Raw genomic sequence first — 17,146 nt, 5'->3', positions numbered from 1 at the left:
TAACTACTTACACATATCATCCGGGATTTCCTTCGTTATCTTTATTAGTTTTTTTACAACCACAGTGCTGTCGTATTCCAGGCTCAGGCCCTCTTTGTTGGAGTGTATCTTTGCACCCTCTACTTCAACATAAACCGGCTCATAAGGTTTTTCAAATTTTAGCTGCGAGTACTTTAGCTCCATTTGCTTGGTGCTGTCGGTAACCCAAAACTCACGGCCGCTGTCGCAATCTTTAAACGAATTAACGCCCGGGCCAAAGCTGTATAAGCCTTTAAAAACCACATGTGGAGTTTTATCGGCACCGCCGTTGCATGAGCATATCGCAATTATCACCAGCCCCGCCAAAATTTTAATCCGCTTTAAATGCATTCCCTAAATTTACAAGTCCTGTTTAATATCATTAAGTCCTTTAATGCTTAAGCGCGCGCTTATGCCTGCAGCAATAACCGCAATGATGCCCACCGTTAAAAAAACAAGGATAAAATCGCCGGCCATTAGGGTAACCGGGTAAGCATCTATCATTGATTTTGTGGAGCCCATTTTTACCAAACCAAAACGCTGCTGCAATATACAAAATACAAGTCCGAAAAAAATACCTGCCAAACAGCCAATTATCGATATCATCATCCCCTCGAAAAAGAAGATGCCCTGTATAAGCTGCTTATTTGCGCCAAGGCTGGTTAAAATGGCTATGTCTTTACGTTTATCCATAACCAGCATGGTTAACGAACCTATGATATTAAATATTGCAATAATTAATACAAATACCAATATCATAAAAATAAACCAGCGCTCATAGTTCAGCGTTTTGTACAATTCGGTATCCTGTTGGGCGCGGTTCCTGATGGTAAAGTCCTTGCCGATTTTATCCTGTATGGCCTCCTGCACGTCGGCAATCTTAGTCCCTTTGTTAAAATTCAGCTCAAGCGAGGTCACGTTTACCGGTTGGTTCAGCAAATCGCGGGCAAAATCAATAGGGGTTATTACCAGGTCGTCAAACTGCTGGCCCAGCGTAAAAACGCCGGATGCGTTGATGGGCCGCACAGTAAACGCATCTAACGGGTTGGCACCAATACCTGCGCTGCGGTTTGGCGAGAATATTTCCATCGGGGTAAACTGGTCGCGTACGCTAATGCCCAGGCTATTTTGCACCATTGAACCTATCACTGCGTAGTTAGTCCCATCTTTTTTAAGCGTAAACGAGCCTGTTTGCACAATGCTGTCCAGTTTGCCTTTTTTCATAAACTGTGCGCTCACGCCTTTTAGGGTGCCGATAAATGGGCGGCCATCATACTTTACCAATACCTTTTCCTGTAATACCTCGATATAGGAGAAAACCTTCTTGTCGTTTTTTAGCGAGTTAAAATACGCAGTATTAGGATTGAATGATTTACCAAGTTTGGGCTCAATCTTCAATTCAGGCGTAAAGTTGTTGTAAAACGATAGGATAACTGTTTCGAAACCATTAAACACCGACAGGATAATAATCAGGGCGGCACTGCCAATAAATACCCCAATCATTGATATGCCCGAAATGATATTGATGGCGTGCATTTTTTTGCGCGAGAATAAATACCTTTTGGCTATGTAGATGGACGTGTTCAATAATGGTGAATTAGTGATTTATTGAATTAATGATTGAGGTAGCACAATCACGCCCTAAAGGTATCGCTTTTTGGCAATATTTATGCAACGGTTGGCTGGCGGGTAAAGTTTGTATCGCCTGTATCGGTGTACTGGTCACTTTGGTGATACAGTGATACATTAGTTGTATTTAATAGCTTATGCCCCATGTTGTTACTGCAGCATTTCAGCATGAATTTATTTTCTATTCCACTCAATATTTCTTTCATCAACATATTTAACAATACCAAATCTAACATCAAATGTGAAATTTTTAATTGCTTTTCCTTGTTCTTCATCCATACCAACATATGTCGCCTTACTGCTGTCGAAATAGTACTCATTCTTATTTTCTTGTCGTATATTATTAAGTTCTTTTCCGTTAAATATGGTTCCGAGGAATGTTATCTCCAACGTTTTAGTTCCATCCGAAGTTTTCGATATATTAAGAATATCCTGCGAATAACGAGTTTTCCTATCGCTCATTAAGGCAAACTGATGATAACTTCCTTTGGTTAGCGTATAAGTGACAGTTAAGTAATTTGTATTATAATATCCTCGCTCAAGGCTTCTAACTGTGTCACTGGAGGCAACTTTTTTCAAAAAGACCACAGTATCAATTTCCCCTTTATTTGATATGAAAACAACCGTATCAGTTTTATTATAGGGGATGAACCATTTTAACTCATCGTTTGTAAAACCTTTAACTTTTATACAACTGCTTATTAAAAAGGATGTAATGAATGTAATTATTGAAAAGCGTAAAATATTCTTTTTTGCCATTTTATTTAATTAACACCATTTATTAGCTGGCTTAAATCTATGAATAAATTGTTTAGAATTAATTCCGAATACACGCTTCCTAAAAGGAATTGTGTTCTACGATAAATGTGTCAATTGTAAAGTTTTACTGTTTTAAGCTGATAGATTTTGTATCACTTGTATCGGTGTAGTAGTCCCTGTGGTGATACAGTAATACACAGGTATTAATATTTTATATTTCAATATATTCTATTTAAAGTTGTTTTGAGAATACTATACCGCTATCAAAGCCAATTAACTTTATAGATATAAATACTTAATCAATTTGCTACTGTTCTGTATCACTATATTACTCAATACACCGATACAGGCGATACAATAACTTAATTTCAGACATACTTTACACGTGTTCTGTATCACTGCCTTACTCAATACACCGATACAAGCGATACAACAATTCTCATTTTTATATTATTGCAAATGGTAAGGGTTGTCTATGTGTTGTCTGTATTGCTTTACTGACTAATACAACGATCCAATAACTTATTTCAGATTGTTTTGCAAGTGTTCTGTATCACCACCTTGCTCAATACACCGATACAAGCGATACAGGAGTTCTCATTTTTATATTATCGAAAAGATAGGAGTTAGCCTTGTATCGTCCGTATTACTCTACTGACCAATACAGCGATACAGTCTATTGCTTAATTCAAAAAAGGGTTGGTCATCTTTTCATATTCTATGGTAGTTTCCGGGCCATGACCAGGATAAACGGTGCAGTCGCCCGGTAAACGGAATAATTTCTGTTCGATATTATCAATCAGCTGGCTAAAGTTGCCACCGGGTAAATCGCTGCGGCCTATGCTGCCCCTGAATAGCACATCGCCGCCTATCAGCAGGTTACCAACCTCGTCATAAAAACATAAATGCGCAGGTGAATGACCCGGGGCAAATATTAAATGCAGCGTAGTGTTGCCAAAGCTTATGCTACCTGTTTCGGGCAAAAACTCGTCCGGCACAGGTGAAAGTTCATATCGTATGCCCATTGTCGGCGCATAGGCTGATACAGCTTCCAGCAGAGGCAATTCACCCTCATGAAATTTTGGTTTTAAGCCATATTGGTCGAAGATAAATTTATTGCCCAGCACATGGTCTATGTGACAATGGGTGTTCAACAGCAAAACAGGCTTCAGGTTATTTTTGCGGATAAAATTTACCACAGCGTTTTGCTCGGATGCAGTTTCCATACCGGGGTCTATAATAGCACACTCGCCGGTTTCATCAAACAAAATATAGGTATTTTCCTGGTAGGGGTTATTTACAAAAGATTGAACATTAGCCATAGGGCAAAGGTAAGGGATTTCAAATGTGCGAATGTGCGGATGTGCGGATTTTTTTGAATGGGGAGGCGGCGAACGTTTGAGAGTTTGTTAGCTGGATTGGGCAGTCTATTTAAAAATATGAATTAGTTTGTCATTTTTTAACAGGTACGCCCCGGTAGTGGCTGTCAAAAATACATGGTTAAATTGCGTTTTTGAAATGTTTAAATCTACTCCCGGAATAACATACTCCTTTACGACGCGCTCATTCTTAATGATAGCAAAATAAGATGAATCAGCATAATTTACCGCCGGACCTGCTACATAAATTATATCCTTTATTTTTTCAATACTATAAATGGCGCCCGCTTTTTTGAAATCTATCAAAGTATCAGTTTTCCCGCTTTTTCGTTTAACGTATAGCTTATTATCATCGCTTAGATGTTTGTCTATAAAGTAATTTTCCACCGAGTCGTCAGCCATTCCATCATCTTTTGGTAATTGTTTAATATACTTCCAATGATGCCGCGGGTCGTTTCCTAAAAGTGAATATACTTTGTTGTCCCAATAATTTGTTACTGTTAGCTGCTGATTTGGTTTTGAATATATGTGATACGGAAAAAATAGCAGAGGACTAAAAATATAACCTTCCCACGTTTTTCCAAAATCCACCGACTTATACATTCTGCAATAACTTGGTTCGTGAATACCCTTCCAACGTTCCATCGCCCACCACGTCCCTTTATCATCAACAGAAATTTCATTAATTCCCCCCATTTCTTTTCCCAACCACGACCATGTCTTACCTTGATTCTCACTAAATTCGAAACCGACCGAACGTCTAAGTAATACAATCGTGTTCTTTGAAGGCTCAAAAGCGGCATAAATTTCATGGTCCTTTTCAGCTTGTTTTAGCCATTGTTCGTACGAGAATTTAACCGGGGGCTTGCGGTTTACAGTGTCGCTATTTGAATTTTTACCGGACGGCTTATTCCTTTGACAGGCGCAAACCGTAAATAATAGGAATAATGACAATAAACAAACTTTCATATTGTATTATTAAATGGGCGCTGTCCGATACTTATCTATTTGAAATGCTTTAAATTGATACTCCAACTTTACTGACTTTACGGTCTTTCCCGACTTTCGGACTCCCACTCATATCTCCATCACCTCTTTCTTCTTTTTGCTCTTCATGCGTTTCGGTAAAAATTCCAATATCTCGTTTTTTAGTGCCTCTATCATACGGCGCTTCAAAAAATTACGCTGTATAACTATGCTCACTTCTCGGGCTGGTTCGGGGGCTTTAAAGTAGCGTACCTTGTCCAGTTGCTTATCGGTAAGGTCGGCCAGGGCCAGTTCAGGTAAAATGGTGGCGCCATTGTTTTGGTCGACCATGCGCTTTAGCGTTTCAACACTGCCGGTGTTGTATTCAAAATGTTTAAAGCCCTGGGTAGCCTTACGGCGCTGGCAAATGTTTAAAACCTGCTCGCGCATGCAATGGCCCTCGTTCAGTATCCAAATCTCCTCCATATCAATATCGTCGGGCACAATGTTTTTCTTTTTCGATAGCTTGCTGTTTTTCGATACATAAGCCACAAAATTTTCATAAAAAACAGGCACTTCCGTAAGCGTGCTCTCGTGCAACGGGGTTGATAGTATGCCGCAATCAATTACGCCCAGCTTTAACTGCGCTATTATCTGCTCGGTGGTTTGCTCCCAGACTATCAGTTTTACCTGGGGGTATTTTTCTATAAAGCCGTGCAGTATTTTAGGCAGGATGTAAGGCGCAATGGTAGGTATAATGCCAACCTTTAGCTCACCCGATAGTTCCTTTTGCCGGTCGGTGATAATTTCCTTTATCTTTTCGCTTTCCGACAGCATAATACGGGCCTGTGTTATAATTTCGATGCCGATCTCGGTAGGCGTTACCGGTTGCTTGCTCCGGTCGAATATCTTAACGCCAAGTGTGTCTTCCAGTTTTTGTACCTGCATGCTAAGCGTAGGCTGGGTAACAAAGCATTTATCTGCAGCTGCAACAAAACTCCGGTAAGTATCAACAGCTACTATGTATTCAAGTTGGGTTATGGTCATGAATTTGCTTGTTTGTGAGGAGAACCAAGAGTCAAGAACCAGGAATCAAGAGGAAAATTCCTTGAATATTCCTTCTGTCTTGGCTTTTGTCTCTTGATTCTTGGCTCTAAACTATAGATTTTCTCTATTCAAATATAGTAATTATTGATTTTTTCTATTGAATTATTATGATGAAGTTTGATTGTTATAAAACTAAACTACTATGGAAACTAACAAGAAGAAACTCACCACGGCATCCGGCATACCCTACTACGAGAACGAGAATTCGCAGACTGTTGGCCCAAGAGGCCCTATATTATTACAGGACTTTATCCTGCACGAAAAAATGGCGCACTTTAACCGCGAGCGTATTCCTGAACGGGTAGTGCATGCAAAAGGTTCGGGTGCGTACGGTACTTTTACAGTGACTCACGATATTTCAAAATACACCCGCGCCAAACTTTTTAACTTCATTGGCAAGGAAACAAAGACTTTCCTGCGTTTCAGCACCGTTGGAGGTGAGAAGGGTTCGGCCGATACTGAACGGGACCCACGTGGCTTTGCCTTGAAATTTTATACCGAAGAAGGCAACTGGGATTTGGTTGGCAACAATACCCCTGTATTCTTTGTAAAGGACCCTAAAAAGTTCGGCGATTTTATCCATACCCAAAAACGCGACCCATATACCAATTGTAAAAGCGCAACCATGATGTGGGATTTTTGGTCGTTGAACCCGGAGAGCCTGCACCAGGTAACTATTTTGATGAGCGATAGGGGTACGCCCTATGGTTACCGCCACATGGATGGCTTTGGTAGTCACACCTTCTCCATGATAAACGCCAACAACCAAAGGCATTGGGTGAAATTCCACTTTAAAACTAAACAGGGAATCAAAAACTTTACCGATGCGGAAGCGGGAGAAATGCGCGGCAAAAACCCAGACTTTGCCCAGCACGACCTGTTGACTAATATAGATGCCGGCAATTTTCCGCAGTGGGATATGAAGATACAGGTTATGACCGAAGAGCAGGCCAAAACCTACCAATGGAACCCTTTCGACCTTACCAAGGTGTGGCCGCATGGCGATTTTCCACTAATTGATGTCGGCGTACTTGAGCTGAACAAAAACCCGGATAATTACTTTGCACATGTGGAGCAATCTGCATTTGCACCGGCTCATGTGGTTGATGGCATTGGCTACTCACCCGATAAAATGCTGCAGGGCCGCCTGCTTTCCTATCCTGATGCCCACAGGCATCGTTTGGGTGGTAATTATGAACAGATACCCGTAAACCGTTGTCCGTTTGCCGTGAACAACTACGAACGCGACGGCCAGATGCGTGTTGATGGCAACCAAGGCTCGGCGCCAAACTATTTCCCTAACAGCTTTGACGACATTGTTGCTGATGAAGCGTACAAAGAGCCATCATGGGACTTAGGCACAGGCGTAGCCGATTGGTACGACCGCAACGGCGAAGGCGAAAACGACCACTATACGCAACCGGGCAATCTATACCGCCTGATGGACGATGCTGCCAAACACGATTTAATACACAACATAGTTAACTCCATGGGAGGCATTGGCGGGCCTAAAAAGGATTTGATAGTAAACCGCCAGCTTTGCCACTGGTTCAGGGCTGATATTGGCCTCGGAATGGCCATAGCCAAAGGCCTGCAGCTTGACATGGACGCTGCAATGAGTTCGATGGCAGCGCACATGTAATCAGTTGGCAGCAGGCAGGGAGCAGTAATTGCGTACTTTACAAATAAAAAGGTTGGCAATTTGCAGTATTTAATACTTGCACATTACCAACCTTTATTTTTTAATCCTAAGCTAGCGACCTCTTTTGCCTGCCAACTGCTCACTGCCTACTTTAAAGTCTTATTCTACCGTTACCGATTTTGCCAGATTCCTTGGCTGGTCGACGTTGCAGCCGCGCATTACAGCTATGTGGTAGGCCAGTAATTGTAGCGGTATTGTTGCCAACAGCGGTACAAATGCTTCGCCGGTTTGCGGTATCTCAATCACGTAATCGGCCATGCTCTTTACTTCGGTATCACCTTCGGTTACAATGGCAATAACGTGGCCTTTGCGGGCTTTTACTTCCTGTATATTGCTCACCACCTTGCCGTAAGATGAATCTTTAGTGGCGATAAACACCACCGGCATATCGTTGTCAATTAAGGCAATCGGTCCATGTTTCATTTCTGCAGCAGGGTAGCCTTCGGCGTGTATGTAAGATATTTCCTTTAGCTTAAGGGCACCTTCAAGCGCTACCGGGAACGAACTGCCACGGCCTAAAAACAGGCAGTTGGTAGAGTCTTTAAACTCCCAGGCAATGTCCTTTATATGGTCGTTTAGTTTTAAGCATTGCTCAACCAGTTCAGGTATCTCATCCAGTTCAGTAAGGTATTCAACCAACTTGCTTTCTTTAATAGCACCGCGCTGCTGGGCAATGTAAAAAGCCATCAGCGTTAAAACGGTTACCTGCGCAGTGAATGCTTTGGTTGATGCTACACCAATTTCAGGTCCGGCATGCGTATAAACACCTGCATGTGTAGTTCGCGGAATAGACGCCCCAACCACGTTGCAGATACCAAAGATGGTTGCACCTTTTTCTTTTGCCAGTTCGATAGCCGCCATGGTGTCGGCTGTTTCACCAGATTGCGAAATAGCTATTACCAAATCCTTTTCGGTAATAATCGGGTTACGGTACCTGAATTCCGAAGCGTACTCAACCTCAACCGGTACACGGGCATATTCTTCAATCAAATACTCACCCACCAAACCGGCATGCCATGATGTGCCGCATGCTACGATGATAATACGGTCGATATTTTTTAGCTTTTCGGTATATTCCTTTAGCCCGCCCAGCTTAACCAGGCCTTTTTCAGGATAGATACGGCCGCGCATACAATCGCGTATTGAACGGGGCTGCTCGTATATCTCTTTGAGCATAAAGTGATCAAAGCCGCCTTTCTCAAGCGCGTCCAGTTTTAAGTCAAGCTCCTGTATGTAAGGTGTTTGAACAGTATTGTCAATATTCTTTATAAGCAGGTCCTCACGGCGCAGGTAGGCAATTTCGTTGTCGTTAAGGTAAATTACGTTTTTAGTGTATTCAACAATAGGTGTAGCATCTGATGCTACAAAATACTCGCCTTTGCCAACGCCAATTACCAGCGGACTGCCTTTGCGGGCTGCTATCAGCAGGTCCGGGTCGTCTTCGCTCATTATTACAATTGCATAGGCGCCGACAACCCTGTTTAAGGCAACCCTTACAGATTCCTGCAAGTCTAAGCCTGTTACGTCCTGTATTTCTTCAATTAAGTGTATCAGTACCTCGGTATCCGTATCGCTGGTGAACACATGGCCTTTGCTCAGCAATGTTTCCTTAATGTTACCATAGTTTTCGATGATGCCATTGTGGATGATGGTGAGCTTGCGATTCCCCGACGCATGTGGGTGCGAGTTCCGGTCGCTTGGTACGCCGTGCGTAGCCCAACGGGTATGGCCCATGCCAATTGTGCCGCCAAGGTCAACATCTTTTACAAAATCTTCCAGGTCGCTAACTTTGCCGGCCTTTTTATATACTTTTAATTCTTTATCAAATAGAGATACCCCGGCACTGTCATATCCGCGGTATTCAAGCCTGTGAAGCCCTTTTATAACAATAGGGTAAGCATCCCTGAAGCCTATGTAACCTACAATTCCACACATAAATAGATAGTTCTTTTAATAATGTTTTCCGCGCAAAAATAACAACATTGATGATTATTTGTTGGATTATAACGGATATGGTTAATATTAAATTATTTTAAAAAGTGCCGGCACTTTCCGAATATCACTTAGTGAAGATTCGGATCGGAAAAATATTTAAGGCATTTGAAGAAAAAGGGGAGATAAACAAGCTTGTTTATCTCCCCTTTTTGTAATGCTTAATTTATCGCCAATACATGGTCATAAGCGCTTACCGCTTTATCTTGGTGTAGATAATGTTAAGCTTTATTTTGTAAGGCGATGTTTTGTCTGAACCAACAGCAACACTCCTAGCCGCAATTGAAGGGGTAGCTGTATAATCAACACTGCTTTTGTTAAGTGTATCAACCGGGGCTATAAAAGTGCCATAGTCGGATGTTTTTTTCAGTAACAGATCTTGTAAATATGCAGTAATTATAAAATGATACTGGTTTGTTTTAGAGTTGTAGAAGCCGCCGAAGGCACCTACACCTTGTCCGCGGGGGTCGCTTGTGCCTGGGGCAGCGTCCTCCAATAAAACACGCTGGTGTGCAATATCCAATCTGTACATGGTGATTTTTGGCAGCGGCCGGAATTGGGTATAGGATCCCGGTGCCGGACTAATAACCAATTCGGCGCGGTTTAACACAATATCTTCACCGTTTTTCAACAGGTCGTTCCGTAAGTTGGCCAATAAATTAGGAAAGCTAATTTTCGTACGCAAGCCGGCAAGTCCCTGCAGGTAAAATACATTGCCGGAGGTGGTTGTGTTAGCAAGCTCGGCATTAATAGTTGTTGAATAGGTATGGGTAATTGACGCGGCAAACTGGCTTATCGGCAACTTTATTATTGTCGTGTCAATAACCCCGTTATTGGTTATTTTGCAATAAACGTTAACCGAGTCGGTATTTGATAGCATAAGCGTACCGCCTGCACCTGTTGACAAAGTTTTATCAATGGTTAAATATAAGCCCTTAACAGAATTTTGGAAAACACTGTTTGAAGCAAGCGTTGCACTGCTGGCATTAAAAAAATTGGTGATTATGAAATTATTATCAATAGGCACCCTGATCTGCGATTTTACTTTTATCAGCGAGTCGGGTTTTCCTTTTATAATGTTGTTAATCTTAATCGAGTCGTGCGGGCGGGCCTTAAATGTAATTGAACCCAACAAGGCGGGGTTAACTTTCCATACTTTGTTGCCGTAATATCCGGTGTTCGTGCTGTATGCCTCTTGTAACTGGTAAAGATTCAACTTATAGCTTGAAGCTACCGAGTCGCCATAAAAACCGTCAGAATAGCGTAGTACTAATCTTGTTGAATCGATAGATATTGTGCCTGAAGGAAGTGCGTATGCTGTGGCCCCTGGCAGGCTAAGGCTAGCGGCCAGGTTTGATTCCGTGGTGCCGAAAATTGGATCCTGGAAATAACCAAGGGGTAACTTGGTAAGCCCCGATGTTACTACCGAATCTTCCTTAACTGTATTAACAACTATTGTTGAAGTATCAATCAAGGTGCCATTAACCTGGGTTTGTGAATTAACACCCAAGCCAATAGTATCCTGGTTTTTACAACTATTCAAAATAAAAAGACTTATCAACAACGTCAATAAGTCTAAGCGGAAAAATTTCATATATGATCTCAAAGCTTATACAACATGTGCCAGTTCCTCGTTGGCAATTTCGTCGTAAAAATTGTAATAATTTTCGAAATCTGCGGTCGATTCGAATTCTAAAACCGATTTATTGCTGTTTTTAACATTATTTAACACATCCTCATCGATATTCTCATCACCCAGCACAATCCCGTCACTGTATTGTATAGCCCCGGCATATAATGCCGAATTGCTTCCTGGTTTGTAAACCTCGGTATGTTTTTCGCTCATATCGCCCATAACGGCTTTTTGCGAAAAATCAGCATCCAGTTCCCCGGCAAAGTCGTTTTTGTAAATAGAGTAAACAACCTTCGAGTTTTTAAACGTCGGGTCGTCTTTGTAAGTAGTTTTTAAATAAGCAGGCACTAATGCGCTCATCCAGCCATGGCAATGGATAACATCCGGCGCCCAGCCTAGTTTTTTTACAGTTTCCAAAGCGCCCTTGCAGAAAAATATCATGCGCTCATCGTTGTCAGCATAAAATTTACCGTCTTTATCGGCAAATACATGTTTACGCTGAAAGTACTCTTCATTATCCAGGAAATAAACCTGCATACGTGCAGCAGGGATAGACGCAACTTTAATGATCAACGGATTGTCATTATCATTAATGATAATGTTCATTCCGGATAAGCGAATCACCTCGTGTAACCTGTTCCTGCGCTCATTAATATTCCCGAAACGCGGCATAAGGATACGGATTTCGTAACCTTTTTCCTGCATAGCCTGCGGAAGCTGGCGTGTAATTTCAGCAATTTTTGAGATTTCAAGAAAAGGAGACATTTCGTGAGTTATAAACAGAAGCTTAGATTTACCCATCACTATATCAGTTATTAAATTTATTAAAGAAGTCAGTCAAAAATTTGAGTCTGCAAATATAAGCATTATTATATGAACTGGCAACCAATTATGCAAGTAACTTTTGGTAAATATTAATCAATTGCACAACTTTACCGCGTTTTTTAAATTCTGTTGTATTGAAAATATTTACTACCAAAGCAGCTGTAAGCCAGTATTTATCACCAATAAAGGCGTCAGGCAAAACTGTTGGCTTTGTGCCAACGATGGGGGCGCTGCACCAGGGGCACTTGTCGTTAATCGAGCTGGCGCAACAACATAACGATGTTATTATTTGCAGCGTATTTGTAAATCCAAGCCAGTTTAACGATCCAAAAGACCTGGAAAAATACCCACGTACCATTGAAGCCGATATTAAGCTACTAGAACAGGTTAATTGCGACATTTTGTTCAATCCGGGTGTAAATGAGATGTATGATGACAATGAACAATGGCATTTAAACATAGGCGAAACTGAGCATTTACTTGAAGGCGAGTTTCGCCCGGGGCATTACCAGGGCGTCACTCAAGTAGTATACAAGCTTTTTAATATTGTTAAACCGGATGCGGCTTACTTCGGGCAAAAAGACTACCAGCAGTTTTTGATCATCAGCAAAATGGTTGATATGCTGAACATGCCGGTTAAGATGGTAATGTGTCCTATAAAACGCGAGACTGACGGCCTCGCAATGAGTTCTAGAAATATTCATCTTTCTGTAGATGACAGGCTTCATGCACTAGTGCTGTCAAAAACCCTGGATTTTATTAAAGATAAATTTGACAGTCATGACATTTCTGCTTTAAAGGAGGAAGCAGCCCAATTGATAAACGCCGAACCGGGTGTTGAACTGGATTATTTTGAAATTGCCGATGGCGAAACACTGCATACAGCAACCCCGGATTCTGAAAAGATTGTCGCCCTTGTAGCCGCAAAGGTTGGAAAGACGAGATTGATAGATAACGTGATGTTGAAGTCCTGAGTCTTAAGTCTATAGTCTGAAGTCAAAAAGACTAACGACTTAAGACTTTGGACTATAGACTTGCAGCTTCCCGCCCATCACCTCGCTGATTTTACGGTACGATTCAAACGTCCAGCCGGCAACGTGGGGGGTAAGTATCACTTTACCGCTTTGCTTCAGCTCATCAAACCATTCCTGTTCGGCAAGCGCCGGGAATTTTTCTACCTCCAGCACATCAAGACCAGCGCCTAAAATTTTACCCTGTTTTATGGCATTCAGTACCGGCCTTATTTGGGCGGTTTTGCCACGTGACGTGTTGATAAAGAAAATAGGCTTTTTAAAATGGAACAAATATTCTTCATTTATCAATCCCTCCGTTTCCGCGGTTAGCGGAACATGCAAGCTAAGCACATCGCTATGCTTCACAATTTCTTCCATGCTTACTTCGCGGGCGTATTTATCGCTGAACCCGGTTTTATATTTATCGTAAGCAATAACATTCACGTCAAAACCCGATAGCTTCTTCGCAAAGCTTTTGCCCATAAAGCCATAGCCAATTATGCCTACGGTCCGTCCTTTTAACTCGTAGCCACGGTTAGCTTCGCGCAGCCAACTGCCTGAACGTATTTGTTCGTCGGCAACGTTAAAGTTGTTCATGAGGGCTAGTAGCAGGCCTACGGCATGTTCTCCAACTGCATCCATGTTTCCTTCCGGAGCATTTATTAATTGTATGTTTTTTTCTGCAGCATATGGCTCGTCTATATTATCCATGCCGGCACCGGCCCGGCAAACAAAGCGCAGGTTTTTGGCGATATCGATCACTTTTCTGTCTACTCTAAATTTGGAACGTATTACCAGTCCTGCGTAAGCGCCAATTATTTCCAGCGCTTCAGCAGCGGTAATTTTAGGTTGATAATTGCATTCATAGCCTTTTGCTTCGGCCATTTCAATAAATACCGGGTGGATATCGTCAACAATAAGGATATTATTTTTCAAGAGCGTTTTGAATTATTTAAGGATGTAAAATTAGAAAATGCCAGGTAATTAACACTGACGCAACCATTTATTAATAAAATATGACATTTTGCTCCTTTTTTAAAACTGGCACGCTTATCGCCTGTTGATATTGTGCTGGGTTAAATCCCGTAAAATAGAACCAATGAGATTTAAAAAATTAGGGGCCGATATGAAAATTCAGGCCGGCAGGCTTTCAGAAAAAGGCTTCAGACAGATATTCGACCGCATCAACCAGCTCAATATAAAAGCCGGGGTTGATAAAATGGGCCTTGATAAGTTTATTGAGCAATGCGCCTATATGGCCGCTGGGTCAGGCGTTATTTCGGGCACCGGTGGCATGTTAACCATGGTTGTTGGTGTTCCGCTTGACTTTGTTAACCTGATAACCCAGCAATTTCGTGTTACCATGGCAATTATGTATAATGTTAGGGGCAACTACCAGGTAGGCTTCGATGAATTTATGCAATTCATAGCTACATCGTTAAAAGTTGAGGCCGGCGTTACCCTTACCAAAACAATGATGGAAGGCATTGCCGAAAAATTGCTGATGATATTAGGCACCCGCACTGCCGAAAGACTAGTGCCAATTGTAGGCGCTGTAATTGGCGGCACAGCAAACTATTTGTTTATTAAACGGATGGCGCATTCGGTAAAAAAATTACATGGTGAGCCGGTTGTGATCATTATAGAATAACTGTTTACCTGTTAGCGGTTATCTGGTTAGTTAGCTTCACAAAATCATCTACACTCAATCGTTCGGCCCGTAAATCAAGCATTGCTTCAGCGGTCATTTTCTCTTTATTTATTAGTGATGACAATGCATTGCGCAAGGTTTTACGGCGCTGGTTAAATCCGGCCTTTACTACCTGCCAAAACAATTTTTCGTCGCAGCCTAGCTGTTCTGTCTTATTACGGGTCAACCTGATAACCGCCGACAATACTTTTGGAGGTGGGTTAAATACCCCGGCTTTTACGGTAAACAAATATTCCAGTTTGTAGTAGGCCTGCAAAAACACGCTCAGGATGCCATATTCCTTGCTGCCGGGTTTGGAGTTGCAGCGCTCTGCAACTTCTTTTTGAAACATACCTACCACTTCCACAACCTGCTGCCGGTTATCAAGCACCTTAAAAAGTATTTGCGACGATATATTGTACGGAAAATTGCCAATAATACCGAGTGGCCCGTTAAAGTACGCTGCGAAATCCATCTCCAAAAAATCGGCGTTGATTAGCCGCTTGCCTAAAGCCGGATATTTTTTTTGAAGGTATTCATATGATTCAGTGTCAATATCAATTAACGAAACCTCCAGTTCGGGTTTCTGTAGCAAAAAATCGGATAATATACCCATCCCGGGGCCCACCTCAAGTACCTGGCTGTAACAATTTGCGGGGCGAAGGCTGTCTACTATTTTTGCAGCGATATTTTTATCAGTAAGAAAATGCTGACCTAAATGCTTTTTTGCTCTTACCAATGTCATTATTAATCAAATATTTGAGCAAATTAAGGCATATTTGTGCTTTAATAGGTTAAAATCTTTTTATTTGTGGTGGCGAAAGCTGAAAGCGCAACATAAAAAGCCGAAAGCCGCCAAATAAACCAGGTACCATAATCGCCGTAAAATCAATCAGATCACCTTAGTCGGTGAAATCGAATTTAAATCGGTGTAATCATAAAATAGCATGAGCGAAAAAATAAAAATTGGGATCAGCATAGGCGACGTAAACGGGATAGGTCTCGAAATTATTATCAAAGCATTGGCCGACAGCCGTATCTATGATTATTGCATTCCCATAGTATATGGGCATACCAAGGTAGCATCGTTTTACCGTCGCACCACGCAGGTGGAAGACCTCAACTTTTTTGTGATTAACCAGGCGCAGGACGCCAGGCGCGATCATAAAAAGCCACATATGATTAACTGCTGGGAAGAAGACGTTAAGATTGATCCTGGCGTCACCAATAGCGAAGTTGGTAAATATGGCTTCCTGTCGTTAGAGCGTGCCACCAGCGACTTAATTCACGGCCATATCGATGCGTTGGTTACCGCCCCTATAAACAAGGATACCATACAAAGCGAGCAATTTAATTTCCCCGGCCATACCGAATATTTGCAGGAAAAGGACGGCGCTGCCGAGTCGTTAATGTTTTTGGTGAGCGACACCCTTCGCGTTGGCGTAGTGACAGGCCATATTCCCCTGGCAAAAGTTGCTGAAAGTATTACTATTGCCAAAATAGTATCCAAGCTTAAGCTAATGGACGCCAGCCTCCGTAACGATTTTTGGATACGCAAGCCCAGGATTGCCGTATTGGGCCTAAATCCCCATGCAAGCGATAATGGCCTTATTGGTACTGAGGAACAAAATGTGATTACTCCGGCAATAGAAGAAGCCCGTAACAATAATATATTGGCCTTCGGTCCGTACGCTGCCGATGGCTTTTTTGCAAACGGAACTTATTTACAGTTTGATGCTGTGCTGGCCATGTACCACGACCAGGGCCTTATACCATTTAAACAAATCGCATTTGAATCGGGCGTTAACTTTACGGCCGGATTGAACTTTGTACGCACCTCGCCCGACCATGGTACAGCTTATGACATCGCCGGTAAAAACCAGGCGTCAGAAATTTCTTTCCGCGAAGCAATGTTTACGGCAATGCACATTGTTAAACATCGCCGTGAGACCCTTGAGCTTCAGGAAAATCCGCTGGTGTTCACTAAGCTGAGCAGGGATAGGGATTAGAGATTATAGATTACCCAGGATTTAAAGAGATCAGAGATTAAACGGGATTGTTTCCCTTGGTCTGAGATCTCTTTTTTATTGCCCTATTGCACGGGGCGCTTCCAATCCTATGGTGGTTGGATGTAGAAGAAGGGAGCGATTGGGTTTTCCTAAGGGCTGCTGATTAAACTTCGATGACCTATGATGCACTGGGCTATTTGCCAAAAACGTCACAGGGCGCAAGTTCATTACCGTTAACGACTAAAAATAAAAAAGCCCTGCCCGGTTTTTAAACTGGGCAAGGCTTCTATTCAAATTCGTCTTTCAGACTTTTCTAGTACTTCAGTACAATAAAGCCGGTTTTGTGTTTAGTTTCATTTCCGTCTTTATATTCCAAAGAGTAGAAATAAGTACCGGGCTGTTGTAATTTACCGTTGGTGCTGGA

Annotated in this window: 16 protein-coding genes; 4 read left to right on the top strand and 12 right to left on the bottom strand. The window is 42.1% G+C overall.

The window, feature by feature from the left end; translation table 11 throughout:
• Positions 1–3: 3 nt before the first annotated feature.
• From NAF19_RS10445 to NAF19_RS10415, 7 genes are all read right to left on the bottom strand, one after another.
• Complete coding sequence (locus NAF19_RS10445) at positions 4–369, bottom strand: hypothetical protein (RefSeq protein ID WP_252789988.1); 366 nt, start codon at positions 367–369, stop codon at positions 4–6.
• Between the two features lie 9 nt (positions 370–378).
• Positions 379–1,605, bottom strand: coding sequence for an FtsX-like permease family protein (locus NAF19_RS10440; RefSeq protein ID WP_252789987.1), 1,227 nt, complete (start codon positions 1,603–1,605; stop codon positions 379–381).
• A gap of 80 nt (positions 1,606–1,685) precedes the next feature.
• Complete coding sequence (locus NAF19_RS10435; RefSeq protein WP_252789986.1) at positions 1,686–1,853, bottom strand: hypothetical protein; 168 nt, start codon at positions 1,851–1,853, stop codon at positions 1,686–1,688.
• On the bottom strand, positions 1,822–2,406 hold the full coding sequence (locus tag NAF19_RS10430) for a hypothetical protein (protein ID WP_252789985.1): 585 nt from the start codon (positions 2,404–2,406) through the stop codon (positions 1,822–1,824). The genes NAF19_RS10435 and NAF19_RS10430 overlap by 32 nt, the downstream gene beginning before the upstream one ends.
• A 683-nt stretch (positions 2,407–3,089) precedes the next feature.
• On the bottom strand, positions 3,090–3,728 hold the full coding sequence (locus NAF19_RS10425; RefSeq protein WP_252789984.1) for an MBL fold metallo-hydrolase: 639 nt from the start codon (positions 3,726–3,728) through the stop codon (positions 3,090–3,092).
• A 105-nt stretch (positions 3,729–3,833) separates the two neighbouring features.
• Positions 3,834–4,754: a beta propeller repeat protein gene (locus tag NAF19_RS10420; protein WP_252789983.1), complete on the bottom strand. Its 921-nt coding sequence runs from the start codon at positions 4,752–4,754 to the stop codon at positions 3,834–3,836.
• Positions 4,755–4,862: 108 nt separating this feature from the next.
• Complete coding sequence (locus NAF19_RS10415) at positions 4,863–5,798, bottom strand: hydrogen peroxide-inducible genes activator (protein WP_252789982.1); 936 nt, start codon at positions 5,796–5,798, stop codon at positions 4,863–4,865.
• 202 nt (positions 5,799–6,000) lie between these two features.
• Here NAF19_RS10415 and NAF19_RS10410 point away from each other — a divergent pair, with 202 nt between their 5' ends.
• Complete coding sequence (locus NAF19_RS10410; protein WP_252789981.1) at positions 6,001–7,500, top strand: catalase; 1,500 nt, start codon at positions 6,001–6,003, stop codon at positions 7,498–7,500.
• Between the two features lie 159 nt (positions 7,501–7,659).
• On the opposite strand, the gene glmS is transcribed toward NAF19_RS10410, so the two are convergent.
• From glmS to NAF19_RS10395, 3 genes are all read right to left on the bottom strand, one after another.
• A complete protein-coding gene (glmS, locus tag NAF19_RS10405; protein ID WP_252789980.1) occupies positions 7,660–9,495 on the bottom strand; it encodes a glutamine--fructose-6-phosphate transaminase (isomerizing) in 1,836 nt (611 codons plus the stop codon).
• A gap of 250 nt (positions 9,496–9,745) precedes the next feature.
• Positions 9,746–11,146, bottom strand: coding sequence for a DUF4270 family protein (locus NAF19_RS10400; protein ID WP_252789979.1), 1,401 nt, complete (start codon positions 11,144–11,146; stop codon positions 9,746–9,748).
• Positions 11,147–11,161: 15 nt separating this feature from the next.
• Positions 11,162–11,986 carry a glycogen/starch synthase gene (locus NAF19_RS10395; RefSeq protein WP_252789978.1) on the bottom strand — a complete coding sequence of 275 codons (825 nt, stop codon included), beginning with the start codon at positions 11,984–11,986 and terminating at the stop codon, positions 11,162–11,164.
• 158 nt (positions 11,987–12,144) lie between these two features.
• On the opposite strand from NAF19_RS10395, the gene panC reads away from it, so the two are divergent.
• Entirely contained in the window at positions 12,145–12,984 is an 840-nt protein-coding gene (panC, locus tag NAF19_RS10390) for a pantoate--beta-alanine ligase (RefSeq protein ID WP_252789977.1), read from the top strand.
• 39 nt (positions 12,985–13,023) lie between these two features.
• On the opposite strand, the gene NAF19_RS10385 is transcribed toward panC, so the two are convergent.
• Positions 13,024–13,959 carry a 2-hydroxyacid dehydrogenase gene (locus NAF19_RS10385; RefSeq protein WP_252789976.1) on the bottom strand — a complete coding sequence of 312 codons (936 nt, stop codon included), beginning with the start codon at positions 13,957–13,959 and terminating at the stop codon, positions 13,024–13,026.
• 163 nt (positions 13,960–14,122) lie between these two features.
• Here NAF19_RS10385 and NAF19_RS10380 point away from each other — a divergent pair, with 163 nt between their 5' ends.
• The gene (locus NAF19_RS10380; RefSeq protein WP_252789975.1) at positions 14,123–14,674 is read left to right on the top strand and encodes an EcsC family protein; all 552 of its coding nucleotides are present in this window, start codon (positions 14,123–14,125) and stop codon (positions 14,672–14,674) included.
• 4 nt (positions 14,675–14,678) lie between these two features.
• Here NAF19_RS10380 and rsmA read toward each other — a convergent pair whose 3' ends face one another.
• Entirely contained in the window at positions 14,679–15,458 is a 780-nt protein-coding gene (rsmA, locus tag NAF19_RS10375; protein ID WP_252789974.1) for a 16S rRNA (adenine(1518)-N(6)/adenine(1519)-N(6))-dimethyltransferase RsmA, read from the bottom strand.
• A 202-nt stretch (positions 15,459–15,660) separates the two neighbouring features.
• Between rsmA and pdxA the strand changes: the two genes are divergently transcribed.
• A complete protein-coding gene (gene pdxA / locus NAF19_RS10370) occupies positions 15,661–16,722 on the top strand; it encodes a 4-hydroxythreonine-4-phosphate dehydrogenase PdxA (RefSeq protein ID WP_252789973.1) in 1,062 nt (353 codons plus the stop codon).
• Positions 16,723–17,146 lie beyond the last annotated feature (424 nt).

Source organism: Mucilaginibacter flavidus, assembly GCF_024055575.1.
Lineage (GTDB): Bacteria > Bacteroidota > Bacteroidia > Sphingobacteriales > Sphingobacteriaceae > Mucilaginibacter > Mucilaginibacter flavidus.
This window is presented reverse-complemented; position numbering and strand designations above follow the sequence as displayed.